Source organism: Catellatospora chokoriensis (assembly GCF_011297315.1).
GTDB classification, from domain to species: Bacteria; Actinomycetota; Actinomycetes; order Mycobacteriales; family Micromonosporaceae; genus Catellatospora; species Catellatospora citrea.
In genome coordinates this window covers 253,480-276,171 of the sequence record NZ_JAAOTI010000008.1, presented here as the reverse complement: position 1 = coordinate 276,171, position 22,692 = coordinate 253,480, and the positions used below count along the sequence as shown (strand labels likewise).

At 71.1% G+C, this 22,692-nt stretch carries 22 protein-coding genes; 16 read left to right on the top strand and 6 right to left on the bottom strand.

From position 1 onward, the window contains the following. The first annotated feature begins 54 nt into the window (after positions 1–54). The 5 genes from HAV39_RS14720 (at position 55) to HAV39_RS14700 (ending at position 4,506) form a co-directional block, all read left to right on the top strand. Positions 55–1,080, top strand: a complete 1,026-nt coding sequence (locus tag HAV39_RS14720; protein ID WP_191839769.1) for a LacI family DNA-binding transcriptional regulator — start codon at positions 55–57, stop codon at positions 1,078–1,080. A gap of 178 nt (positions 1,081–1,258) precedes the next feature. Further along, positions 1,259–2,131, top strand: coding sequence for an alpha/beta hydrolase family protein (locus tag HAV39_RS14715; RefSeq protein ID WP_191839768.1), 873 nt, complete (start codon positions 1,259–1,261; stop codon positions 2,129–2,131). 102 nt (positions 2,132–2,233) lie between these two features. Continuing rightward, a complete protein-coding gene (locus tag HAV39_RS14710; protein WP_191839767.1) occupies positions 2,234–3,118 on the top strand; it encodes an exodeoxyribonuclease III in 885 nt (294 codons plus the stop codon). Between the two features lie 38 nt (positions 3,119–3,156). Continuing rightward, positions 3,157–3,984, top strand: a complete 828-nt coding sequence (locus HAV39_RS14705) for a DUF72 domain-containing protein (protein ID WP_191839809.1) — start codon at positions 3,157–3,159, stop codon at positions 3,982–3,984. A 258-nt stretch (positions 3,985–4,242) separates the two neighbouring features. Beyond that, on the top strand, positions 4,243–4,506 hold the full coding sequence (locus HAV39_RS14700) for a hypothetical protein (protein WP_191839766.1): 264 nt from the start codon (positions 4,243–4,245) through the stop codon (positions 4,504–4,506). A 61-nt stretch (positions 4,507–4,567) separates the two neighbouring features. Here the strand turns inward: HAV39_RS14700 and HAV39_RS14695 are convergent, their stop codons facing one another. The 3 genes from HAV39_RS14695 to HAV39_RS14685 all read right to left on the bottom strand — a co-directional run bounded on the left by HAV39_RS14695 (position 4,568) and on the right by HAV39_RS14685 (position 6,927). Beyond that, complete coding sequence (locus tag HAV39_RS14695) at positions 4,568–4,894, bottom strand: hypothetical protein (protein WP_191839765.1); 327 nt, start codon at positions 4,892–4,894, stop codon at positions 4,568–4,570. Between the two features lie 145 nt (positions 4,895–5,039). Next, the gene (locus HAV39_RS14690) at positions 5,040–5,531 is read right to left on the bottom strand and encodes a hypothetical protein (RefSeq protein ID WP_191839764.1); all 492 of its coding nucleotides are present in this window, start codon (positions 5,529–5,531) and stop codon (positions 5,040–5,042) included. A gap of 133 nt (positions 5,532–5,664) precedes the next feature. Beyond that, positions 5,665–6,927 (bottom strand): serine hydrolase domain-containing protein, encoded by a 1,263-nt coding sequence (locus tag HAV39_RS14685; RefSeq protein ID WP_203736231.1) that lies wholly within the window; start codon positions 6,925–6,927, stop codon positions 5,665–5,667. A 74-nt stretch (positions 6,928–7,001) separates the two neighbouring features. On the opposite strand from HAV39_RS14685, the gene HAV39_RS14680 reads away from it, so the two are divergent. The 4 genes from HAV39_RS14680 (at position 7,002) to HAV39_RS14665 (ending at position 9,422) form a co-directional block, all read left to right on the top strand. Continuing rightward, the gene (locus HAV39_RS14680; protein ID WP_191839763.1) at positions 7,002–7,436 is read left to right on the top strand and encodes an SRPBCC family protein; all 435 of its coding nucleotides are present in this window, start codon (positions 7,002–7,004) and stop codon (positions 7,434–7,436) included. Between the two features lie 136 nt (positions 7,437–7,572). Beyond that, positions 7,573–8,658 (top strand): DNA alkylation repair protein, encoded by a 1,086-nt coding sequence (locus tag HAV39_RS14675; protein WP_191839762.1) that lies wholly within the window; start codon positions 7,573–7,575, stop codon positions 8,656–8,658. Positions 8,659–8,745: 87 nt separating this feature from the next. Then, complete coding sequence (locus tag HAV39_RS14670; RefSeq protein ID WP_203736232.1) at positions 8,746–9,111, top strand: type II toxin-antitoxin system RelE/ParE family toxin; 366 nt, start codon at positions 8,746–8,748, stop codon at positions 9,109–9,111. Next, positions 9,108–9,422: a helix-turn-helix domain-containing protein gene (locus HAV39_RS14665; protein WP_191839761.1), complete on the top strand. Its 315-nt coding sequence runs from the start codon at positions 9,108–9,110 to the stop codon at positions 9,420–9,422. The genes HAV39_RS14670 and HAV39_RS14665 overlap by 4 nt, the downstream gene beginning before the upstream one ends. 174 nt (positions 9,423–9,596) lie before the next feature. Here HAV39_RS14665 and HAV39_RS14660 read toward each other — a convergent pair whose 3' ends face one another. Together HAV39_RS14660 and HAV39_RS14655 are read right to left on the bottom strand one after the other, a co-directional pair. Then, on the bottom strand, positions 9,597–10,205 hold the full coding sequence (locus HAV39_RS14660) for an SGNH/GDSL hydrolase family protein (protein ID WP_191839760.1): 609 nt from the start codon (positions 10,203–10,205) through the stop codon (positions 9,597–9,599). Next, positions 10,202–12,409 carry an alpha-galactosidase gene (locus tag HAV39_RS14655; protein ID WP_191839759.1) on the bottom strand — a complete coding sequence of 736 codons (2,208 nt, stop codon included), beginning with the start codon at positions 12,407–12,409 and terminating at the stop codon, positions 10,202–10,204. The genes HAV39_RS14660 and HAV39_RS14655 overlap by 4 nt, the downstream gene beginning before the upstream one ends. Positions 12,410–12,555: 146 nt before the next feature. On the opposite strand from HAV39_RS14655, the gene HAV39_RS14650 reads away from it, so the two are divergent. The 7 genes from HAV39_RS14650 to HAV39_RS14620 all read left to right on the top strand — a co-directional run bounded on the left by HAV39_RS14650 (position 12,556) and on the right by HAV39_RS14620 (position 21,446). Beyond that, entirely contained in the window at positions 12,556–13,527 is a 972-nt protein-coding gene (locus HAV39_RS14650; RefSeq protein WP_191839758.1) for a carbohydrate ABC transporter permease, read from the top strand. Beyond that, a complete protein-coding gene (locus tag HAV39_RS14645) occupies positions 13,524–14,423 on the top strand; it encodes a carbohydrate ABC transporter permease (protein WP_120319736.1) in 900 nt (299 codons plus the stop codon). Before HAV39_RS14650 ends, HAV39_RS14645 begins: the two co-directional genes overlap by 4 nt. Continuing rightward, the gene (locus HAV39_RS14640) at positions 14,423–16,813 is read left to right on the top strand and encodes a glycosyl hydrolase family 95 catalytic domain-containing protein (protein ID WP_191839757.1); all 2,391 of its coding nucleotides are present in this window, start codon (positions 14,423–14,425) and stop codon (positions 16,811–16,813) included. Before HAV39_RS14645 ends, HAV39_RS14640 begins: the two co-directional genes overlap by 1 nt. An 87-nt stretch (positions 16,814–16,900) precedes the next feature. After that, positions 16,901–18,238: an ABC transporter substrate-binding protein gene (locus HAV39_RS14635; protein ID WP_203736233.1), complete on the top strand. Its 1,338-nt coding sequence runs from the start codon at positions 16,901–16,903 to the stop codon at positions 18,236–18,238. Positions 18,239–18,352: 114 nt separating this feature from the next. Continuing rightward, a complete protein-coding gene (locus HAV39_RS14630; protein WP_191839756.1) occupies positions 18,353–19,525 on the top strand; it encodes an ROK family transcriptional regulator in 1,173 nt (390 codons plus the stop codon). A gap of 195 nt (positions 19,526–19,720) precedes the next feature. Continuing rightward, positions 19,721–20,371: a TetR/AcrR family transcriptional regulator C-terminal domain-containing protein gene (locus HAV39_RS14625; RefSeq protein ID WP_342355580.1), complete on the top strand. Its 651-nt coding sequence runs from the start codon at positions 19,721–19,723 to the stop codon at positions 20,369–20,371. An 85-nt stretch (positions 20,372–20,456) separates the two neighbouring features. Next, positions 20,457–21,446: an NAD(P)-dependent alcohol dehydrogenase gene (locus HAV39_RS14620; RefSeq protein WP_191839754.1), complete on the top strand. Its 990-nt coding sequence runs from the start codon at positions 20,457–20,459 to the stop codon at positions 21,444–21,446. Between the two features lie 69 nt (positions 21,447–21,515). On the opposite strand, the gene HAV39_RS14615 is transcribed toward HAV39_RS14620, so the two are convergent. Continuing rightward, complete coding sequence (locus HAV39_RS14615; RefSeq protein ID WP_191839753.1) at positions 21,516–22,523, bottom strand: winged helix-turn-helix domain-containing protein; 1,008 nt, start codon at positions 22,521–22,523, stop codon at positions 21,516–21,518. Between the last annotated feature and the right edge of the window lie 169 nt (positions 22,524–22,692).

Sequence of the window (22,692 nt, the reverse complement as noted above, 5' to 3'; positions counted from 1 at the left end):
TCGTTACACGAAGCACTCGACGCCCCGGCGGGAGCCGCACGAGGGGAGCACGCGATGAGCCGGCCGAAGGCGTCCCGGGTGTCGATGGCCGACGTGGCCCGGCTCGCCGGCGTCTCCTCGCAGACGGTCTCCCGCGTGGCCAACGGCCACCCCAGCGTGGTCGGCACCACCCGCCAGCAGGTCCTGGCAGCGATGAAGCAGCTCGACTACCGCCCCAACAGCGCCGCCCGCGCGCTCAAGAGCGGCCAGTTCCGCACCATCGGCGTGATCCTGTTCACCCTGTCCAGCACCGGCAACAGCCGCACCCTGGAGGCCATCGCCACGCACGCGGCGCTGCAGGGATACGCCATCACGCTCATCCCCGTCGCGATGCCCACCCAGGACAGCGTGCTCGGCGCCTTCACCCGGCTCGGCGAACTCGCCGTCGACGGCGTCATCGTGATCATGGAAGTGCACCTGCTCGACGCCGCGACGGTCACCCTGCCGCCCAACGTGCAGGTGGTGGTCGTCGACTCCGACGCCGACGACCGGTACACCGTGGTCGACACCGACCAGGCCGACGGCGCCCGCCAGGCGGTGACGCACCTGCTGGCGCTGGGCCACCGCACGGTGTGGCACGTCACCGGGCCCGAGGAGTCCTTCGCCAGCCAGCGGCGCGCCCAGGCCTGGCGCGACACCCTGGCCGCCGCCGGGCGCGACATCCCCCCGCCGCTGCACGGCGACTGGTCGGCCGAATCGGGCTACCGGGCCGGGCTCACCCTGGCCGGCGAACCCGGCTGCACCGCCGTGTTCGTGTCCAACGACCAGATGGCACTGGGCGTGCTGCGCGCCCTGCACGAGCGGGGCCGTGCCGTGCCCGCCGACGTCAGCGTGGTCGGCTTCGACGACATCCCGGACGCGACCAGCTTCATCCCGCCGCTGACCACCGTGCACCAGGACTTCGCCGAGGTCGGCCGCCGCTGCGTCGAGGGCATCCTGCGCCAGATCGAGCGCGGCGAGACCGAACACGGCACCGCGCTGGTGCCGACCAGCCTGCAGGTGCGCGCCAGCACCGCCCCGCCGCCGGGCGACGGCCGGTAATCACGCCGATCTACCGCTTTACCCGCATCGCCGGGCTGCCACCGGTTCGGCCGGTGATTCTGCCGATGCCCGTCTCGTTAACATCGATGAAACTGACTCCACTGCTCGATCGACCAGCTCTCCGTCCCCCGCAGCACCGCTGCTGGAGAGCTGGTTCCTCACCGTCAGGAGTGGAACAGTGCAGCAATCCGTCTCGTCCCCCCGCCGGCGGCTCACCCGCCTGATCGCCACCACGTTCGTCGCCACCGCCCTGGCCGCCGGAACCGCCCTGGGCACCGGCGCCCCCGCGTACGCCGACGAGATCGGCCAGGCGCCGACCTCGTCCAACATCACCGGCAACGGCAGCTTCTCGGTGTCCACCTACAACATCTCCAGCCTCGTCAGCGGCTTCGGCGGCGGCGTGGCGTACTACCCGAGCACCGCCGGGCGCTACCCGGTCGTCGCCGTGTCCCCGGGCTTCACCGCCCGCTGGTCCAGCATCAGCTGGATCGGCCCGCGCCTGGCCTCCTGGGGCTTCGTCGTCGTCGGCATCGAGACCAACAGCGTCTACGACCAGCCCGCCAGCCGCGGCAGCCAGCTGCTGGCCGCGCTCAACTGGGCCGTGAACTCGGCCCCGAGCGCCATCACCTCCCGCGCCGACGGCAGCCGCCGCGGCGTCGCGGGCCACTCCATGGGCGGTGGCGGCACCCTGGAGGCGCTGGCCGCCGACACCACCGGCAACGTCAAGGCCGGCGTGCCGCTCGCGCCGTGGAACTCCGACAAGACCTGGAACAACGTCAACGAGCCCGTGCAGATCATCGGCGGCGAGAGCGACACGGTCGCCGGTGTCAGCTCGCACTCCATCCCGTTCTACAACTCCCTCGGCGGGCAGAAGAGCTACGTCGAACTGAACGGCGCCAGCCACTTCTTCCCGCAGACCACCAACGCGACCACGTCGCGGGCCCTGGTCTCCTGGTTCAAGCGCTGGCTCAACCAGGACGCCCGGTTCACGCCGTTCACCTGCGGCTACAGCGGCACGGCGGTCTCGGACTTCCGCACCAACGCCTGCTGAAGCACCTCCACGGACGCGCGGCGGGGGCTGGTCCCCGCCGCGCTTTCCGTGCGCCGCCGCCATCGGGCACACCGCAGTCGCGCCCCGTATATCGTGGGGCGAATGCGGGTGACCACCTGGAACGTGAACTCCGTCAAGCAGCGGCTGCCCAGGCTGCTGCCCTGGCTGGACCAGCGGCGGCCGGACGTGGTCTGCCTGCAGGAGACCAAGCTCGCCGACGCCGCCTTCGCCGAGCTGCTGGGCAAGGAACTGGCCGACCGCGGCTACGAGTACGCCGCGCACGGCGAGGCGCGCTGGAACGGCGTCGCGATCCTGTCCCGGGTCGGGCTCGACGACGTCGTGACCGGCATTCCCGGCGGCCCCGGCTTCCCGCACCCCGAGGCGCGGGCGGTGTCGGCGACCTGCGGCGGCATCCGCGTCCACTCGGTGTACGTGCCCAACGGCCGCACCCCGGACTCCGACCACTACCAGTACAAACTCACCTGGCTGGGCGCGCTGCGCGATCTCGTCGCCGCAGGTCCGGACGCCGTGATCGTGGCCGGGGACATCAACATCGCGCCGACCGACGCCGACGTGTTCGACCCCGACGCGTTCGCCGGGCAGACCCACGTGACCGCCCCCGAACGGGCCGCCCTGGCCGACCTGCAGGCGGCCGGGCTGCACGACGTCGTCCGCGACCACTGGCCCGACAAGCGAGTCTTCTCGTACTGGGACTACCGCGCGGGCATGTTCCACCAGGACCTAGGCATGCGCATCGACCTGGTGCTGGCCGGCACGCCGGTCGCCGAACGGGTCAAGGCCGCCTGGGTGGACCGGCACGCCCGCAAGGGCACCGGCCCCAGCGACCACGCCCCCGTCATCGTCGACCTCGACGAGGCCCCGGACGGCGACATCGGACCGGTCGTGCCGCCGCCGTCGGCACCCGCCGCGCGGCGCGGCAAGGCCCGCCTGCCGCAGGCCGCACCGGCCACCCCGGACGACAAGTGAGCGGCGCGGACACCCCACGCCTGCACGTGGGCTGCGCGATGTGGAGCCTCAAGGCGTGGCAGGGGCGCTTCCTGCCGCACCCGAGCACGGCCGAGGAGCGCCTGCAGGCGTACGCCGGCTGGTGCAACGCGGTCGAGGGCAACACGACCTTCTACGCGACCCCGGCACGGGCCACCGTGGCCTCCTGGGCGCAGCAGACCGACCCGGACTTCCGGTTCGTGGTCAAGCTGCCCAAGCCGATCACCCACGAGCGCCGCCTCACCGACGCCGACACCGAGCTGCGCGCCTTCCTGGACGCGATCGAACCGCTCGGCCCGCGCACCCACGCCGTCTGGCTGCAACTGCCCGGCTCGTTCACCCCCGCCGACGTGCCCGTGCTGGCCGCGTTCCTGCGCCGCCTGCCCGGCGACCACCGGTATGCCGTCGAGGTGCGCCACCGCGCCTTCTTCGACGACGCCCGCTCGGCGCGCCTGCTCGAGGACCTGCTCGCTGCGGCGGACGCCGAATGGATCCCGTTCGACACCGTCGCGTTCTTCCGGTCCCCGCCGACCAGCGACGCCGAACGCGACGCGTGGACCAAGAAACCGCGCATGCCGCACCGCTCCCGCGCCCTCACCGACCGGCCGATCATCCGCTACCTGGGCCGCGACGACACCACCGCGACGGTCGAGGGCTGGCAGCCCTGGGTCGAGACGGTCACGGACTGGCTGCGTGAGGGACGCTCGCCGACCGTGTTCATCCACACCCCCGACAACGCCGACGCGCCCGAACTCTCGCGCCGCTTCCACGACGAGGTGCGCGCCCGCGTGCCCGAACTGCGACCGCTGCCCGAGCCCGCGCCGACCGAGCCGCTGACACTGTTCTGACGGGGAGCTAGTGCAGCACCGCGTTAGTTCGTCGGGGTCATACAGCCGTGAGTGGGTGCGTCTGCAGCCGCTACCTAGACGACACGGCCGCTCGGTCTACGCTCCCGGCGAATTCGAGCGGCGCACCATAGGGCGCTGCCACCACCGGAACCGTTTGGGTCTGGCAGCTACGACGGCAGCGAATGCCTGGCGAGTAGTGGCTCCACGAGCCCGCATGACCAGATACTTCAGAAGTTCCGGCTCGTCCATGTGGTAGTCGTGCGGATCGAGGACCTCTACGCAGCTGTGTTGTGCACTCACAGTGAAAGTGAGCCCATCCCCGTGTTCGCCGGCGACCTCGTCGAAGAAGTCGACATGGACCATGCAGCCGTACTCAAGGGGATTCAGGCATGTGAAGAGACTCAGACCTTCGGCCATGAACAGACGCCGGGCCGCTTCCACCACCTGCTCTGCACGTCGGATGTCATCGTCCACCTGAACATTCTCACTGGCCAGACCTCTGGCAAGGAGTCGGGCAGTTAAGATCATCTGGCCGCCACGGCGCTCCCGCCATGTTCCCGCAGCCAGTCACAACCAGTCGGACTCAGCCAGACGCACTACACGCCAAGACGGCGGACTGGTCCGCGAGCAGGAACAGCCGGAAACGGTGACCCGGTGCGACGACCTTGCCAACGCAGACCTCCCGATCGCCCACCGCCTCGAGGCGAGCAACTGCGGACGTCATCTCGGCCGTGTTGATCCCAGCAGCGTCGGCGATTTCCCGTCGCACGTCCCAGATCGACGCAAGAGTACTGGCGGGAAGGTGCTTCTCCCACACGACGAAAGATGCGCCGTTGATGAGCGCCAGCCGACATGCTTCGAAGGCTTCGCCGCCCGTAGACAAGAGACTGATCAACCGATCGCGGTCCACGTCAAGACGGTACAGCGAGGAGAAACAGCAACGTGACCGCACCAAACTGGCCAACGTTGCCCATGCCTGCGCGCCTGGTCTCGTTGTCGGCCGTTGCCAACCGTTCCGCCAGTAACCCGTAGGTTCAGGGTTCCCAGGCTTACAGCTAGGCCGCGGGTTGCGGTAGGGCTGCGCGCTGGGTCAACTCCGCAAGCAGAGTGGCCATCTCTGCGTCGGTCAGCGCGATCATGCCCGCCCGGGCGCCGGTACCGACGAAGGTCGGCGTCGGATAGCGTCGCCCGTCCCGCAGGTCTACCCACAGCACGCGAGACTTTTCCCGATGGGGCCGGACGGTGAACGCCTCCACCCGGTCGTACGAGATCATCAGAGGCTGACTCCCGGAGTGCAGCCGGAGAGCCGTCTCGTCGGCGAAGACGCCCACGGACAACGCTCGCCGGGAGAACACGGCCAGGACCACGAACGGGGCCACCGTCGCGGCGGCCACGGCTAGGTTCGCGTCTCGCTCCACGGCCGCAGCGATCCCTGTCGCCACCGATAGCACAACACCGAGCCAGTACCCCAGCAGCATGAGGAGCCGCTGCGGGATGTCCGGTGTCAGGCGATTGCTGCCAGCGGGAGTGAAAGGTGAGAACGCCACAGCCCAATTCTGGGCCATGGTGAAACGCGGCGACGAGCCCCTCCGAAGCCGCAGGCCGAGTCGAGGTCTGGTCGACCCGACGTTGCCGGCTTCGCCGCATCGCCACCTGACGGACCACAGGAGCATCCCGCGGTCAGCAGGCCTTCTTGTACGGGGGCGGCATCGGCGGGGCGTTGTCCGGCGCCACGTACGCGCCGATCTGCCGGAACAGCGTGTCGCTGGAGTTCGGGTAGACGCCCTTGCAGTCGAACGCGCCCGGCAGGAACGTCGTCACGACCGAGATGCCGATCTTCTCCTGCGGCAGGTACGCCTCCGTCGCGCTGTAGCCGCCGACCAGCGGGTCCTGCAGGAGCCAGTCGCCCGAGCGGACCACGCCCAGGCCGTAGTTGTACCCGTCGATCTGCTTGAAGCACGACGGCGCGCAGTTGGCCTGCGCCTGCCCGAACCCCAGCAGGTTCGGGTCGGTCATCGCCTTGTAGCTCGCCTCCGACAGCAGCTTGCCCGTGCCCACGGCGATGGCGGTGGTCGCCAGGTCGTCGATGGTCGACGTCTGGTTCGCCCCGACCGGGGTGCCCCAGTCGGAGTTCCAGTACGTCGACTCCTCGTAGAACGCGGTCTTCGGCGGCACGCCCAGCGCCGCGCGCCGTTCCGAGCTGTACGCGTGCAGCGCGGGCTCCGGGACGGCCCCGGTCTGGCTGCCGACGGTGTTCTTCAGCCCCATCGGCTCCATGACCTTCTCGCGCAGCAGCACGTCGAGCGGCTTGCCGCCGATCTTCGCGAGGATCTCGCCGAGGATCATGAAGTTCGTGTGCGCGTAGCTCCAGTTGGTGCCGGGCGCGAACTGGATCGGCCGGGAGAACGCGTACTTCAGGCGCCGCTCGAACGACCACGACTGGAACGGGTCGGCGTTGAAGGCCGCGTTCCAGCCCGGGTCGGTCTCGAAGTCCGGGTAGCCCGTGGTCTGGTTGGTCAGCATCTTCAGGGTGACCTTGCCGGACTCGGGCAGTTCCGGCAGCCAGCGGTCGATCGTGTCGTCGAGGGCGGCCTTGCCCTCCTCGACGAACAGCAGCAGCAGCGTGCCGAGGTACGCGAAGACGACCGCTCCGTTGCGGAAGCGCATGTCGGTGGTGGCGGGCACCCCGTCGAGCGACTCGCCGAACGCCTCGGCCGTCACCACCTGGTCGCCCCTGGTCACCTTGACGATGACGGCCCGCAGCGACTGGTCCTTCATCGCCGCGCGGACGACGTCCGCGATCCCCTGCGCCTGCGGCGTCGGGGCCGGCCGCGCCACCGTCGCCGTCGAGACGTCCGTGGCGACCGTGCACCCGCCCAGCAGGAGCATCGCGGCGGCTCCGGCGACGGCGCGGCGGACGGCTCCCGCCATCGACCTGGTCATCTCAGGATGGTATCCGGACGAATCGACCGAATAGGTAGCAACCAGCGAACTCAGCCGGTCGATAGAGTGCCCGGATGCGCCGCCTCATCCGGGAGAGCCGGGTCGTCTCCGCCACGCCGGAGGAGATCTTCGAACTGCTCGCCGACCCCGCCCAGCACCCCCTCATCGACGGGTCGGGGTCGGTGCTGGCCGCCCGGGGCGCCGCGCGCCGGCTGGCGCTGGGCATGAAGTTCGGCATGGACATGCGCATGGGCGCCGGCTACCGCATCCTCAACACGGTGGTCGAGTTCGAGGAGGGCCGCCTGATCGCGTGGCGGCACTTCAACGGCCACCGCTGGCGCTGGCGGCTGGAACCCGCCGGTGACGGAACCACCCAGGTCACCGAGGAGTTCGACTGGTCGACCGCGCGCGTGCCGCTGCTGATCAGCGTCAGCTGGTTCCCGCGCCGCAACCGCCGGGCGATCACCCGCACCCTCGACCGGCTCGAAGCCCGCTTCACCCCGCGCTGACCGCCCGGTGCGGGCGTCCACCGAGATCGGCCCAGGCCGCAGCGTTCGAGCATGTCAGAGGGGTCGTGTCTACTGATCGCACCGGCTCGACCAGGGTGCCGGACCGCGCAGGGCACGAAAGGGAACCGGAAACGTCATGGCCGACCTGAAGGACCACGTCAACGACGCCAGCATCGGCCGGCTGGCCGCGGCCGTCTCCCGGGTCCACCCCGCGTTCCCCGCCGCCGACTTCACAGCAGCCGCGGGCCGCGGGCTGGAGCCGCTCGCGCTCAAGCAGCGCGTGTCGGCCGTGGCCGCCCAGCTCGCCGTGTTTCTGCCGCGGCCGTTCCCGCACGCCGCACGCGTCCTGCGCGAGGCCGTCGCCGCGAGTCCGCTGGACATGTGGAGTGGCTGGCCCGCCACCGACTACGTCGCCGGGCACGGCCTGGGCCACCCCGACGACGCGCTGCCGACCCTCGCCGCGCTGACCCCACACGCCACGGCCGAGTTCGCGATCCGCCCCTACCTCGCCACACACCCCGAACGCACCCTCGCCCAGCTGCATGCCTGGGCCACCGACCCCGACCAGCACCTGCGGCGGCTGGCCTCGGAAGGCTCCCGGCCCCGGCTGCCGTGGGCGTCGCGGGTGCCGATGCTGGCCGACCCGCAGGTCACGATCCCGGTGCTGGACCGCCTGCACGACGACCCCGAGCCGTACGTCCGTCGCTCGGTCGCCAACCATCTCAACGACATCACCAAGGACCACCCGGAGGTCGCCCTCGCCACGGCCCGGCGCTGGGCCGCCACCGGTGGCGACGGCACCGCCTGGGTGATCCGGCACGCGCTGCGCTCGCTGGTCAAGCAGGGTCATCCCGAGGCGCTGGGGCTGCTCGGCTTCGACCACGGCGCGGACGTCGCCGTCACCGGGCTGACCGTCACGCCCGGCACGCTGCCCATCGGCGGGCAGGTCACCATCGCGTTCACGCTCACCGCGGACACCGGCGTGCGAGCCGCCGTCGACTACGTCGTGCACCACGCGGGAGCGCGCGGCCCCCGCGCGCCGAAGGTGTTCAAGCTGACCACGGCCGACCTCGAACCCGGACGCCCCCGCCAGGTCACCCGCCGCCACACGTTCCAGCACGTCAGCGTGCGCCGGCTGTACCCGGGACCGCACCGCGTCGACATCCAGGTCAACGGCCGGGTGCTGGCCGGTGCGGAGATCACCCTCCACGACGGCCACTGAGGACGGCGACGTCCGCGCCCCAAGCGGCCGGGTATAGCTTGAGCTATAGTCGTTCCGTGGGCCACCGTCGAACAGCGCCGATGGAACGTGCGCACCAGCTCCGAGGTGCGCGAGTGGCTCCGAGAGTTGCGCAAGGCTGACCCCGACACCTACCGGAGCGTCAACGTCGCGATCGACATGCTGGTCGAGACCGGGCCGGCGCTTGGCAGACCCCTCGTGGACACGCTAAAAGGGTCCTTCCTCGCCAACCTCAAGGAGCTGCGACCGAGATCAGGGCGCGACGTGTCGATCCGCATCCTGTTCGTCTTCGACCCGTGGTCCCAGGCGATCCTGCTGGTCGCCGGAAACAAAGCCGGAAACTGGGACGGCTGGTACAGGCAGGCGATTCCCCAGGCCGAGGCTGGTTACCAGGCATGGCTTGAGTACGAGCAGAAGAGGAGGCAGGCGCTATGACCGACTTTCACGACTGGGAAGACGTGCGAGCCGAGCTGCACGACGGCGACGACGCCGCGTTGGAGACCGAGCGTGCCCGAACCCTTGCCTGGGCCCATGCCTACCATCTCGCAGAAGAGCGTCGCCGACTCGGGCTGACCCAACGCGATGTGGCTCGGCTCATGAACGTCACACCCGGGCGGGTGAGCCAGATCGAGAACGGCGATCTCGACGCCAACGAAGTGGCAACGCTCAGCCGGTACGCCCAGGCTTTGGGCGCGCGTATGCGCATCATCTTCGACTACGGCGACGATCTGCGCCAGATCGCCTAGCCCTCACCAGACAGAGTGGGCCACACGGTCCGGACTCTCGATCTGGCAGGCCGCGAACCGCTTCGGCAAGCGGCGCCCTGCCGAAGCGGTTCGCGTACCCGCCCTCCAGGCATTCGCGGGATGCAAACGCCTGTGGTCCGGCACCGTGGCGGGAGCGGACCGGTCGAGGGCGACTCAGCGCGGCGGCAGCGCCGTAAGCAGTGGTGCCGCGTGGTCCAGCCACAGCTTGGCGAGCAGGTCGGTGCCGTGGGGGCTCGGGTGGATGCCGTCGGGCGCGAGTCCCTCCGCATCGCCCGCGGCGTTGAGGGCGGTGTCGGCCGGTACGAGCACGGCGGCGTACTCGCGCGCGAGCTCCCGTACGATGTCGATCTTCGGGTCGAGGTCTTCGCGCCATTCGACCTGTTCGGCCCGCACGGGCAGCAGGAACGGCTCGACGAGCACGAGTGCGACGCCGCCGGCGGCCAGCGGGTCGAGCAGCGCCCGGTAGTTCGCCTCGAAGTCGGCCGGGGTGGTCACGGTGCCGCTGTCGTAGCGCCGCCAGGTGTCGTTGATGCCGACGAGCACGCTGACCAGCGAGGGCCGCTCGGCGAGCACGTCGGCGGTCCACCGGTCGCGCAGGTCGCGGGTGCTGTTGCCGCTTATCCCGCGGTTGACCCAGCGTGCCTGGCCGGCCAGGGCGCGGGTGATCCGCAGGACGTAGCCGTCGCCGAGCCCGGCGGGGTCGTCGCGCCGTTCGCAGTCGGTGATGCTGTCGCCGGCGAACAGGACGGTCGGCTTGGTCATGGGTTGATCCTTTCGAGGTCGAAGAGCATGGCCTGCTGGGGGTTGAGGGTCGGCATCGGCACACCCGCGGTGGCGAGCACGGCACCGGAGAGTTCGATCGGGCCGCGCGTGGCACGGGTGATCCATTCGGGGTCGCGGCCCTGGTGGCGGCTTGCCGCGCCGAGTTCTTCGCGGACGGCGACGCGGTAGCGGGCGGCGGGGTCGAGTCCGGGGAAGCGGATCCGGCCGGACTGGCCGGCCGGTGAGGTGTGGAACCGGACCCAGGTGAACAGGGCGCGTGAGCCGTCGTGGGCGACGGTGCCGTGCAGGGCTGTCGCGTCGTCGGCGAGGTCGGCGTTGACGACCCGGCCGGTGTGCAGCAGCGGCCGGAGTTCGCGGTAGAGCCGTGACCAGGCGGTGATCGCGGCGAGTTCGCCGTGGGTGGCGGTGGTGAGGTCCTGTTCGATGCCGGCGTGGGCGGTGAGCGAGGCGATGAGCCGGAACGACAGGTCGGTGGTGCGGGAGGTGGTGTGGGCGCGGGCCGCGCCGAGGTGCGAGCCGATGAGTTCGGGGGGTACGAGGGCGCGGGTCCACCGTTCGATCTGGACGCGTTCGACGGGGTCGTTGCAGTCGGAGGCCCATACCCGGTCGGTGCGGTCGAGGATGCCGAGGTCGATGCGGCCGCCGCCGCCGGAGCACGTCTCGATCTCCAGGTCGGGGTGGCGGGCGCGTAGCTCGTCGAGCAGCCGGTAGAGCGCGAGGGTCTGCCTGTGTACGCCGGGCCGGTCGCCGTCGGGCCGGCGGCTGACGGCTTCGAGCAGGTCGCGGTTGTGGTCCCACTTGAGGTAGTCGATGGAGTATTCGCGGACCAGGGCGTCGATCTGTGCCAGCAGGTAGGCGTATGCCTCGGGGCGGGCGATGTCGAGCACGTACTGCCGGCGGGCGCTGGGGCCGAGGCCGGCGCGCGGGCCGAGGATCCAGTCCGGGTGGCGCCGGGCGAGCTGCGAGTCGAGGTTGACCATCTCGGGTTCGAACCAGAGCCCGAACTGCATGCCGTGCCCGCGTACGACCTTGACGAACGGGTCGAGGCCGTCGGGCCAGACGTCGCGGTCGACGTGCCAGTCGCCGAGGCCCGCGGTGTCGTCGCGGCGGCGGTGGAACCAGCCGTCGTCGAGCACGATGCGTTCGACGCCGACCTCGGCGGCGCGTTCGGCCAGGCGGGTGAGCCGGTCGAGGTCGTGGTCGAAGTAGACCGCTTCCCAGGTGTTGAGCACGAGCGGGCGCGGTGTCGTGGGGTGGTGGGGGCGGTCGCGCAGGCGGCGGTGCAGCCGGTCGGCGACGCCGTCGGTGCCGGCGTCGGACCAGGTGAACAGGACGGTGGGGGCGTCGTAGCGGTCGCCGTCGGTGAGGATGACCTCGCCGGAGTGCAGGGCTTCGCCGGCGCCGATGACGGCGGCGAACGCGCCGGCGGCCTCGGGCAGGCGTTCGGCGAGGTAGCGCTGCTCACCGCTCCAGGCCAGGTGCATGGCCCAGACCTCGCCGTGGCCGAAGCCGAACGCTTCGGTGCCGGCGACGAGCAGGTAGGGCGAGTCGTGTCCGGGTTTGCCGCGGTGGGTGGCGCGCAGGTGGGTGCCGAAGCCGAACCGGGTGCGCTGGGCGGCGCGTTCGCGGCACCACTTGCCGGTGAAGTCGAGCAGGTCGGTGGCGCGTTCGGGCACGGGCAGCAGGGCGAGCAGGCCGTCGAGGGTGTACGGCGTCGCGCCGGTCCCTGGGTTGAGGGCGGCGTCGCGTTGCACGCTCATCGACACGGCGAGCACCCCGAACCGGTCCAGCTCGTAGGTGATCGTGGAGCGCAGGGCGGTGACCTGGTCGAGGAACCGGAAGGTGAGCCGGCCGCCGATCCCGTCGGCGGGCACGTCGAGGTGGTGCGAGTCGAGCACGGGGCGTGGGGTGGTGGCGTGTCCGAGCGCGTTGCCGGCCTGTGCGGTGGTGCCCGACCAGCCGTCGTAGGCGTTGGGCCAGACGGACAGGACCCGGGGTCGGTCGGGTGAGTTGTTGAGGACGGCGGGCTCGGCGGTGAGCCGGAGGTCGTCGCCGCGGCCGTCGGCGGGGTCGCCGAGGTCCGCGCCCCAGTGCAGGACACGGGGGGTGGGATGGCGCACCTCGACGATGAAGGCCGCGCCTCCGGCACGCAGGGCGAGTACGGCTTCGGCGCCGGAATGCATGGTTCAGAGCCTCCGTGGACGTTACGACAAGGTTACTTGACGACGTAAATTAATCATGTTTAGTCTGTCGCGGCAAGCGCAGGAGCAGATCGAAAACCCCCGCCGTGGCAACGGCGCGACAGATCGAACATGCGGGAGCAGGACCAATGGCGCTCTTGGAAACACCGGCCCGCGAAACGCGGCCACCACAGCCGGCGACGCGGCGGCGCGGCAGGGGCCGCGGCGCGGTCAACGCGAACTCCCCCGCCCACCGCGGCGACGCCCGCCTGGCCTGGGTGCTCATCGCGCCCTCGCTGATCGGGTTCGCCGTCTTCGCGGTCTACCCGACGCTGCGCGGGCTCTACCTGAGCTTCACCGACTTCGCGGTGCTCACCCCGCCCACCTGGGTCGGGTTCGACAACTACGTGAAGCTCGCCGCCGACGACGTGTTCTGGTCCGCGCTGGGCGTCACCGTCTACTTCGTCGTGCTCTCGGTGACCATGAGCCTGGCCGTGTCGATCGTGACCGCGGCGGTGCTGCACCGGCTCACGTCCTCGACCGTCATCCGCGGCCTGATCATCCTGCCGTTCCTCATCTCCGCGGTCGTCGCGGCGACCGTGTGGGCGTGGATGCTCGACGCCCAGCTCGGCATCGTCAACATCGCCATCGAGGCGCTCGGCGGGGACGGCGTACGCTTCCTGACCTCCCGCGAATGGGCGATCCCGTCGATCGCGCTGATCAACGTGTGGAAGCAGATGGGCTACACGTCGATCATCATCTTCGCCGGCCTGCAGACCATCCCGCCCACCGTCTACGAGGCCGGGCGCATCGACGGCGCGAGCGAGCTGCAGATGTTCCGCAGGCTCACGCTCCCCCTGCTGCGCCCGATCCTGGCCCTGGTGCTGGTCCTCAACGTCATCGGCGCGTTCCAGGTGTTCGACATCGTCCAGGTCACCACCAAGGGCGGGCCGGCCAACGCCTCCAACGTGCTGCAGATGCTGATCTACAGCAAGGCGTTCGGGCAGTTCGACTTCGGCTACGCCTCGGCGATGTCGTTCGCGCTGTTCGCGATCCTGCTCGTCATCACGTTCCTGCAGATGCGCCTGCTGCGCGCCAACGAATCGGAGGTCAGCGCATGACCGCCACCGCGACCCGCCGCCGCGGCTGGACCGTCGGCAAGGCCGCCGCCTGGACGTACCTGCTCGGCGTGCTGTTCGTGACGATCTTCCCGTTCTACTGGATCCTGCGCACCGCGCTGTCGGACAACTACGCGCTCATGGCCGAGCCCGCCTCGCTGCTGCCCGCGGGCTTCACCTGGGGACCGTTCCGGCGCGTGCTCGGGCTCGCCACGACCGAGGAGTCCATCGCCGAGGGCGGCTCGGGCGCGTCCGTCGAGCTCGGACACTTCCTGGTCAACTCCGTGATCTACGCGACGCTGTCCACGGCGCTGATCGTGTTCTTCTCCACCCTCGCCGCGTACGCCTTCGCCCGCCTGCACTGGCGCGGCCGCGACCTGGTGTTCAGCATGTTCCTGACCGCGCTGATGGTGCCCGGCATCCTCACCCTGCTGCCGAACTTCGTGCTGGTGAAGGAACTCGGCCTGCTCAACACCTTCGCCGGGATGATCCTGCCCGGGTCGCTGTTCTCCGCCTTCAACATCTTCTTCCTGCGGCAGTTCATGCTCGGCCTGTCCACCGAGATCGAGGAGGCGGCGCTGCTCGACGGCGCGGGGCGGCTGCGCGTGCTGTTCGGCATCACCCTGCCGATGACCAGCGGGCCCGTCATCACGCTGTCGATCCTCGGCTTCATCGGCATGTGGAACGACTACTTCTGGCCCCTGCTGGTCACCAGTGACGAGTCCGTGCAGCCGCTGACCCTCGCGCTGGCGGTGTTCAAGCAGTCCTCGCCGCAGGCGCAGCCCGACTGGGCGGGGTTGATGGCGGCGACGCTGGTCGCGGCCCTGCCGATGCTGGCGCTGTTCATGGTGTTCGGCAAGCGCATCGTGAACTCCATCGGCTTCTCCGGAGTGAAGTGATGACGCCGACGCTGCGCCTGGCCTGGCGCCGACCCGCGCGGGAGTGGGTCGAGGCCACCCCGCTGGGCAACGGCCGCATCGGCGCGATGGCCTTCGGCGGCGCCGTGGCCCGCATCCAGGTCAACGACGCGACCATCTGGTCCGGGCACCCCGACGGACCCGCCGACGCGCTCGACGACCTCATCGCGGGCGGGGCCGGCCCGGCCCGCCTGGCCGAGGTCCGGGCCGCCATCGACGCCGAGGACCTGCGCCGGGCCGAGGCGCTGCTGATGAGCTTCCAGGGCCCGTACTCCCAGGAGTTCCTGCCGTTCGTCGACCTGGCGCTGGAGACCCGCGGAGCGGTCGCCGCACCCGATCGGGCCGCCCGCGTGCTCGACCTCGACCAGGCGCACCTGACCGAAGACCTGCACGTCGACGGGGTCGCCGTCACGCGCCGCACCTACGTCAGCGCACCCGCCGGCTGCCTGGTCGTCGCATACACCGCCGACTCCCCCGTGCTCGACGTCGACCTGCGCCTGTCGAGCCCGCTGCGCGAGGTGGGACGCGACACCGCCCCGACCCGCCTGACTCTCGACGTGCTCGCGCCCGTCGACGGCGCGCCCGCGCACGAACCCTCGGTCGAACCGCCGCACCGCTACCTCGACGGCGACGGCTTCGACCACTTCGCGACCGCGGCCCTCGCGGTCGACAGCGACGGAACCCACGGTTCCGACGGTGACACCCTGCGGGTCCGCGGGGCGCGCCGGCTGCTGATCGCACTGTCGACGTCGAGCAGGGCTGCACTGTGGTGGGCTGACCCTGACGGCGCCGGCTGGCGGACCTCCTCCCGCGAGGAGATCCGGGAGCACGCCCGCTCGACCGCGGCCGCCGCCCTGCGGCGCACCGCGTCCGAGCTGTTCACCGAGCACCTCGCCGACGTGCGGGACCATGCCTCGGGGGCGCGCTTCGCGATCGGCGGCCGGCGTGGCGGCACCTGGGACGTCGACACCGACGTCCTGCACGGCGACGACGAGCCCCTGCGCGTCACCGTGCTCGCCGAGTACGGCCGCTACCTGCTCGCCGCCTCGTCGCGCACCGGCGGGCCGGCCGCGAACCTGCAGGGCGTCTGGAACGACGACCTGCGGCCGCCGTGGTCGTCCAACTACACGATCAACATCAACACGCAGATGAACTACTGGCCCGCGCCGGTGGTCGGGCTCGACCACGCGATCGAGCCGCTGACCGCGCTCGTGCGGCGGATGGCCCGCACCGGCTCCGACGTGGCCGCCCGCCTCTACGGCGCGCGCGGCTGGGTCGCCCACCACAACAGCGACCTGTGGGGCTGGAGCCTGCCGGTAGGCATGGGACACGGCGGCCCGAGCTGGGCGATGTGGATGATGGGCGGGGTCTGGCTGACCCACAACCTGTGGGACCGCTACGAGTTCAGCGGCGACCGCGACCTGCTCGCCGGCACCGTCTGGCCACTCATGCGCGGCGCGGCCCTGTTCTGCCTAGACTGGCTCGTCGACGACCCGGCCACCGGAGGGCTGCGGACCGTCCCCTCGACCTCGCCCGAGAACCTGTACGTCGGCCGCGACGGAGCACCCGAGGCGATCGGCGTCTCCACCACGACGGACCTCGCCCTCATCCGGGCCCTGTTCGAGCGCTCCCGCACGGCCATCGAGGTGATGGGGACCGACGACCCGCTCGACGCCGAACTGGCCGCCGCCCTCGACCGGCTGCCCCGGCTCAGCGCAGGCCCCGACGGCCGGCTGCGCGAATGGTCGACCGACGTCGCCGACGTGGACCCGCACCACCGGCACCTGTCCCCGCTGGTCGCCCTCTACCCGCTCGACCTGATCGACCCCGCCCGCACTCCCGGCCTCGCCGAAGCCGCGCGCCGCTTCCTCGACGGCCGCGGACCCGGGGCCATGGGCTGGTCGTGGGCGTGGAAGGTCGCGCTGCGGGCCCGGCTCGGCGACGCCGCGCAGGCCCGCGGCCTGCTGCTCGAAGCGTTCACCGCGTTCGACCGCGACCATCGCAGGCTCGCCCCCGTCGACGGGTCCGAGTGGGGCGGGTTGCTGCCGAACCTGTTCAGCACCCACCCGCCGTTCCAGATCGACGGCAACTACGGCTTCACCGCGGCGATCGCCGAGATGCTCGTGCAGAGCCACGGCGGCCGCATCCGCCTGCTGCCCGCCCTGCCCACCGCCTGGCCCGACGGCCAGGTGACCGGGCTGCGCGCCCGCGGCGGCCGCGAAGTCGACCTCACCTGGCGCGGCGGCGTGCTCGACCGCGCCGTCATCCGCGACCTCACCGGCACCGCGCACCGCATCACCGTCGAGCACGGCGGCCGGGTACGCGAACTCGACCTTCCGCCACACGGCGAGGTCACCCTGCCGAGCGCGTGAGCGCCGGCCAACCGACCCACCACAACACATCACGCACACCCGATCGGGCGTCAGCGACGGCGCCCCGCCACCCACAGTGAGGAACTCGTGAAACCGCAGCGAATCGCATCGGCATTAGCGTTCGTCGTCATCGCCGCCTCCGCGCTCACCGCATGCTCGACCGCCGACGAGACCAGCGCCGGCAGCGGCACGGTCAACTGGTGGACCTGGGACGAGCGGCAGGCCGCCTCGTACGAGAAGTGCCTGCCCGGCTTCCAGAAGGACAACCCCGGCATCACCGTCAAGATCTCCCAGTACGGCGTCGGCGACTACTTCACCAAGCTCACCGCCGGTTTCGTCTCGGGCGCTGCGCCCGACGCGTTCCAGAACAGCGTGCCGCTGCTGGGCGCGTACGCCGGCCAGAAGCAGATCATGCCGCTCGACGACCTGATCAAGAAGACCAGCTACGACCTGAAGGTCTTCAACATCGGCGTCGACTCGTGGAAGTACACCGACGGCAAGCAGTACGGTATCCCGCTGGACTGGGCCGGCGCCGCGATCTACTTCAACGAGGCGAAGGTGACCGAGGCGGGCCTGACCGCCGACCAGGTCCGCAACATGACGTGGAACCCCGACGACGGCGGCACCTTCGACGACATCGTCGCGCACCTCACCATCGACAAGAACGGCGTCCGCGGCGACCAGCCCGGATTCGACAAGACCAAGGTCGCCACCTACGGCATCGGCAGCCTCGCCTCCGGTGACTTCAACGGCCAGACCTCGTGGAACTCGTTCGTGTCCACCCTGGGCTGGCGCATGGGCGACAAGCCCGCGTGGCCGACCCGGTTCCAGTACGACACCCCCGAGTTCGCCAAGACCCTCGAGTACCTGCGCGGGCTCGGCGACCGCGGCCTGATGCCCGGCTACGGTCAGCTGACCGTCTCCGGCGCGCAGCAGGTCGGCTCGGGCACCGTCGCGATGATCCAGGGCGGCACCTGGGACGCGACCTCGATCACGAAGATCCCGGGCGTCAAGGTCGGCATCGCGCCGACCGTCAAGGGACCCCAGGGCCGCTCGATGATCAGCAACTCGAACGCCAACAACATCTACGTCGGCACCAAGAACCTCGACGCGACGTGGAAGTGGGTCACCTACATGGGTTCGGAGGCCTGCCAGTCGGCGGCCGGCGTCGACGCGACGTTCCTGCCCTCGATCGCCAAGTCGCTGCAGGCCGCCGTCGACGCGCAGCAGGCGCAGGGGCTCGACCTGTCGGGCTTCGTCAACGCGCTGAACAACGGCGAGCTGTGGGCGGCCCCGCCGACGGCCAACGGCCAGGAGCTGGCCGACACGATCAAGCCGCTGTTCGAGGCCTACTTCAGCGGTGAGCGCGACAAGAACGTGTTCGGCGAGATGGCGAAGAAGACCGAGGAGATCCTCGGCGAGTGATACCGGCGCGGGGGCGGGAACGGCGTTCGCGCCCACCCTGCCCCCGCACCTCTACCGTATTGCTCGGACCACGCGCCACCCACGACCGGCATCGAAACCACAAGGGATCCCGTCATGTACGAACCAGGCGCCGCCGTCTCGCTGCTGCAAGGAGCCTCCGCCGCAGCGGCCGAGGTGTTCAAGTGCATCCTCACCCGGGGTCCGATCAGCCGCATCGACATCGCCCGCCTGGCGGGCCTGTCCCAGGCCGCGGTGACCAAGGCGGTGGCCCCGCTCATCGGCGTCGGCCTGGTGTCCGACCGGCTCGAATCCCAGCGCGACGGACAGCCGGGGCGACCGGCGAACCCGCTCATGGTCGTGCCGGACGCGCTGGTCTGCCTTGGCATCAAGGTCAACGCCGACGAGATCGTCGGCGTCGCCACCGACCTGACCACCCGCATCCTCGCCAGCGACCGCCGCCCGCTCGACTCCACGAAGCTCGACACCGTCGTCGACGCCCTCGAAGCCACCGTGCACCGGCTCGTCGACCTGCTCGGCGAGCGCGCCGGGCGGCTGTGCGCGGTCGCGGTCACCGTCTCCGGCGACGTCGACACCGTCGGCGGCATCGTCCGCGAGTCCGCGATCATGGGCTGGAGCGAGGTGCCGCTCGCGGCCATCCTGACCGAGCGCCTGGGCCGTGACGTGCTCGTCGAGAACGACGTGCGGGCCCTGACCATCGGCGAGCACTGGTTCGGGGTGGGCGTCGGCACCGCCTCGTTCGCGATCGTCACCATCGGCCGCGGCATCGGCAGCGGCCTGCACGTCAACGGCGAGGTCGTCGAGGGCGCGTACGGCGTCGCGGGCGAGATCGGCCACCTGCCGCTGACCTCGGCTGACCGGACCTGCCCGTGCGGCCGACGTGGCTGCGTCGAGGCCGTCGCCGGCACGCCGGCGATAGTGGCCGAGGTGTCCCGCGGGCACGGCCGGGAGCTGTCGATCGGCGAGGTCGTCGATCTGGCACACCACGGCGACCCCCTCGCCGTGCGGACGTTCGAGCAGGCCGCGACCGTGATCGGCACCGCGATCGCGACACTGGTCAACCTCGCGGGCCCGGAACTGGTCATCATCGGCGGTGAGGCGGTCAGTGACTTCGACCTGTTCGAGGAGCATCTGCGGGCCGCGTTCGCCGAGCACGCCTTCGGTGCGGCGGGCCGGTGCCGGATCGTCACCCGCCCGCACACCTTCGAGGACTGGGCCCGTGGTGCCTCCGCCTCGGCCATCCGCCGCCTGGCGGAGAACCGGGGCTGAGGCCCGCCCGGAGGCGGGTGGGTCCGGTTCCGCGGCGGGGACGGGCCGTCCTCGGTCGGCTCGGCCCGCACCGCGAGCGTCCCGGCGGGAATTCGCGTGATCGGGCAGCCGTAGCCTTGGCTGTACGATGACCTGCGAGTGAAGGGCCTGATGTCGTTGGCTACCCGAAGCAGTCGCACCGAGTCCCGGCCCGCGTTGAGCCGGGATCGTGTGCTGCGGGCGGCGATCGAGCTGGCCGACGAGGGCGGCATCGGCGCCGTGACGATGCGCCGGCTCGCCGAGAGCCTCGGGGCCGAGGCGATGTCGCTCTACCACCACGTGGCCAACAAGGAACAGGTCCTGGACGGCGTCGTCGACGTCATCGCGACCGAGATCAACGAGGTGGTCGGCCGGATCACGCTGCCGACCCGCGGCGCGGCCTGGCAGAGCGCGGCCCGCGAGCGCATCCTGACCGCCCGTCGGCTGCTGCTGCGGCACCGGTGGGCGCCCTCGGTGTTCGAGTCGCGGACCACGACCAGCCCCGCGGTGCTGCTGTACTACGACGGCCTGATCGGCATCATGCGCGACGGCGGGTTCTCCAACGACCTGGCCCACCGCGCGATGCACGCGCTCGGCAGCCGGGCGCTGGGTTTCAGCCAGGAATTGTTCACCCCGGGTGACGGGCCGGCCACGGGCGAGCCCGACCCGGTGATGGCGAGTATGGCCGCGCGGCTGCCCCACCTCGTCGGCATGCTGGCCGAGGTCATGCACGACGATCCTGATTCGACGCTGGGCTGGTGCGACGACCAGGCGGAATTCGAGTTCGGACTCGATCTGCTCCTCGACGGCCTCGATCGGCGACGCTGACCTAGGGAGTTCCCCTGATTGACCGCCTTACGGCGTAAGGCTACCTTACAACGTAAGACTTACAACGTAAGGTCAGGAGACCTCGATGAAGGCGTACGTGCTCCACTCCTACGGACCGCCCGAGAATCTGCACCTCACCGACGTCGACACGCCCGTGCCGGGGGCCGGCGAGGTGCTCGTCCGGGTCCGCGCCACCTCGATCAACCCGTACGACTGGCACCACCTGCGCGGCGAGCCCGTCGTCGCCCGATTCATGGGCGGCGGCTTCGGCAAGCGCCGCCCGAACCACTCCATCCTGGGCTGCGACGTCGCGGGCGAGGTCGCCGCGGTCGGCGCCGGGGTCACCCGGTTCCGCACCGGTGACGAGGTCTACGCCCTGGTCAAGCACGGCGGCTTCGCGCAGTACACCTGCATTCCCGAGGACCACCTGGCACCCAAACCGCGCAGCCTCTCCTTCGAGCAGGCCGCGACCGTGCCGATGGCGGCCCTGACCGCGCTCGTCGCGATCCGCGACAACGCCGCGGTCCAGCCTGGACACCGTGTCCTCGTCAACGGGGCCTCCGGCGGCGTCGGGACGTACGCGGTGCAGCTGGCACGGGCGGCCGGCGCGGAGGTGACCGGTGTGTGCAGCGCGCGCAACGCCGAACTCGTCCGGTCCGTCGGCGCGGCCGAGGTGATCGACTACACCACGCAGGACTTCACCCGGCTCGCCCGCGGCTTCGACGCGCTCATCGACATCGCCGGCAGCCCGTCCGTCTGGGCCGCCCGGCGCGTGCTGCGCCCGGCGGGGACCTACGTCGTCGTCGGCGGCAACGCGGGACGCTGGGCCCGGCCCGTCGACCACATGATCGGCGCCACCGTGATGGGCAAGCTCACCTCCCAGCCCGTGGCCATCACCGACACCCCGATCGGTCCGGCCAGCGGCCGCGACCTGGTGGAGCTGACCGCGCTGTGCGACACCGGCGCGGTCAAGCCGGTCGTCGAGCGCCCGTACCCGTTCACGGAACTGCGCGAAGCCATCCGCCACGTCGAGACCGGGCGGACCCGCGGCAAGGTGGTGGTGACCGTCGAGTGATGCCACCGCACCGGGGGCGAAGCCGTGGCACCCCGTAGGCAGCGCCACAGCCGGCCGCCGACGCGTCGCTCACCACGACCGCGGCGGTCCGGCACCTCCGGTGAGCAGAGCGCGCCCCAGCGGGGTCACGAGGTGCAGCATGTGCCTGCCGTACGGGCGGGTCCGCAGCAGTCCCGCCCGCCGCAGCGTCGTGGCGTGCTCGCTGGCGCTGGACAGCGAGATGCGGACCCGGCGGGCCAGTTCGGTGGTGGTGCAGCCGTGCGGGTGCAGCTGGGCCGCGCGCAACACCGCGGCGCGGGTGTTTCCCAGCAGCGCGACCAGCTCACCGCCGGGCGGCGGGGTCCGGTCGGCGTCCCAGTCGGGGTCGTGGTCGATCGGGTACACCAGCACCGGCGGCCGGTCGTCCGCCCGCAGCGTGACCGGCGTGCCCCGGCAGAAGAACGACGGCAGCAGCACCAGGCCGCGCCCGGCGAGATGGATGTCGCGGTCCTCGGGGTAGGCCACGTGCAGGGTCGGCGAGTCCCACCGGATAGTCGGATGCAGCGTCGTGAGCAGCCGGTCGACACCCCCGTCGACCATGAACCGCGCCCCACGCGCCCGTGCCCCGGCGACCTGCCCCGAGATCAGCTCCCAGTGGCCGGCGAGCACCGCTTCGAAGTAGGAACGCATCGCCGTGGCCAGCGCTGCCAATGCCGCGCGGTCGCCGTCGGCCAGCCGCTCGGTCCGCGCCCGCGGGCAGTGCCGGGGCAGGACCCGGCGCAGGTCCGTACGCAGGTGGTCGAGCGGTGTCGCGAGCACTTCGGCCAGCCCCGCGTCGAGGCCTTCGGCGGCGTCGTGGAGTCCGCGGGTCGGGGTGAGGAAGTCGGGCGAGTAGCCGGTGGGCGGCGCGAGGCTCAGCAGGGCGCGCATCTGCGGGGTGAGGCGTGCCATCGCGTGGCGACGCCAGCCGCCGAGAGCCGGCGGGCCGTGCCCGCTCGTCAGAGCGTGCTGGCTGAGCAGGGTTTCCCACAGTGGATCGGCGCCTGAGGCGAGCCGCAGCGAGCCCAGGTCTGCGGCGGTGAAGTGTAAACGCAGCATGGTCAGGCCTCCGCTGCGCGGACTCTACCCGAGACCGGCATTACGGGCAATCAGCGATGCCCATACGGCGATCTCCTGGTAGCGGTCGCGGCACGCTTCGGCCCTGCCCGAAGCGACTGGCACGGCCCGAGCGGCCGGTCGCATGCTCTGTCGCATCCGAGCACCACCA

What these genes read in the sequence shown, in the direction of transcription:
- HAV39_RS14720 (WP_191839769.1), top strand. Translation starts at nt 55, where the DNA reads ATGAGCCGGCCGAAGGCGTCCCGGGTGTCGATGGCCGACGTGGCCCGG.
- HAV39_RS14710 (WP_191839767.1), top strand. Translation starts at nt 2,234, where the DNA reads ATGCGGGTGACCACCTGGAACGTGAACTCCGTCAAGCAGCGGCTGCCC.
- HAV39_RS14705 (WP_191839809.1), top strand. Translation starts at nt 3,157, where the DNA reads ATGTGGAGCCTCAAGGCGTGGCAGGGGCGCTTCCTGCCGCACCCGAGC.
- HAV39_RS14685 (WP_203736231.1), bottom strand. Translation starts at nt 6,927, where the DNA reads ATGACCAGGTCGATGGCGGGAGCCGTCCGCCGCGCCGTCGCCGGAGCC.
- HAV39_RS14680 (WP_191839763.1), top strand. Translation starts at nt 7,002, where the DNA reads ATGCGCCGCCTCATCCGGGAGAGCCGGGTCGTCTCCGCCACGCCGGAG.
- HAV39_RS14675 (WP_191839762.1), top strand. Translation starts at nt 7,573, where the DNA reads ATGGCCGACCTGAAGGACCACGTCAACGACGCCAGCATCGGCCGGCTG.
- HAV39_RS14665 (WP_191839761.1), top strand. Translation starts at nt 9,108, where the DNA reads ATGACCGACTTTCACGACTGGGAAGACGTGCGAGCCGAGCTGCACGAC.
- HAV39_RS14660 (WP_191839760.1), bottom strand. Translation starts at nt 10,205, where the DNA reads ATGACCAAGCCGACCGTCCTGTTCGCCGGCGACAGCATCACCGACTGC.
- HAV39_RS14655 (WP_191839759.1), bottom strand. Translation starts at nt 12,409, where the DNA reads ATGCATTCCGGCGCCGAAGCCGTACTCGCCCTGCGTGCCGGAGGCGCG.
- HAV39_RS14650 (WP_191839758.1), top strand. Translation starts at nt 12,556, where the DNA reads ATGGCGCTCTTGGAAACACCGGCCCGCGAAACGCGGCCACCACAGCCG.
- HAV39_RS14645 (WP_120319736.1), top strand. Translation starts at nt 13,524, where the DNA reads ATGACCGCCACCGCGACCCGCCGCCGCGGCTGGACCGTCGGCAAGGCC.
- HAV39_RS14640 (WP_191839757.1), top strand. Translation starts at nt 14,423, where the DNA reads ATGACGCCGACGCTGCGCCTGGCCTGGCGCCGACCCGCGCGGGAGTGG.
- HAV39_RS14630 (WP_191839756.1), top strand. Translation starts at nt 18,353, where the DNA reads ATGTACGAACCAGGCGCCGCCGTCTCGCTGCTGCAAGGAGCCTCCGCC.
- HAV39_RS14620 (WP_191839754.1), top strand. Translation starts at nt 20,457, where the DNA reads ATGAAGGCGTACGTGCTCCACTCCTACGGACCGCCCGAGAATCTGCAC.
- HAV39_RS14615 (WP_191839753.1), bottom strand. Translation starts at nt 22,523, where the DNA reads ATGCTGCGTTTACACTTCACCGCCGCAGACCTGGGCTCGCTGCGGCTC.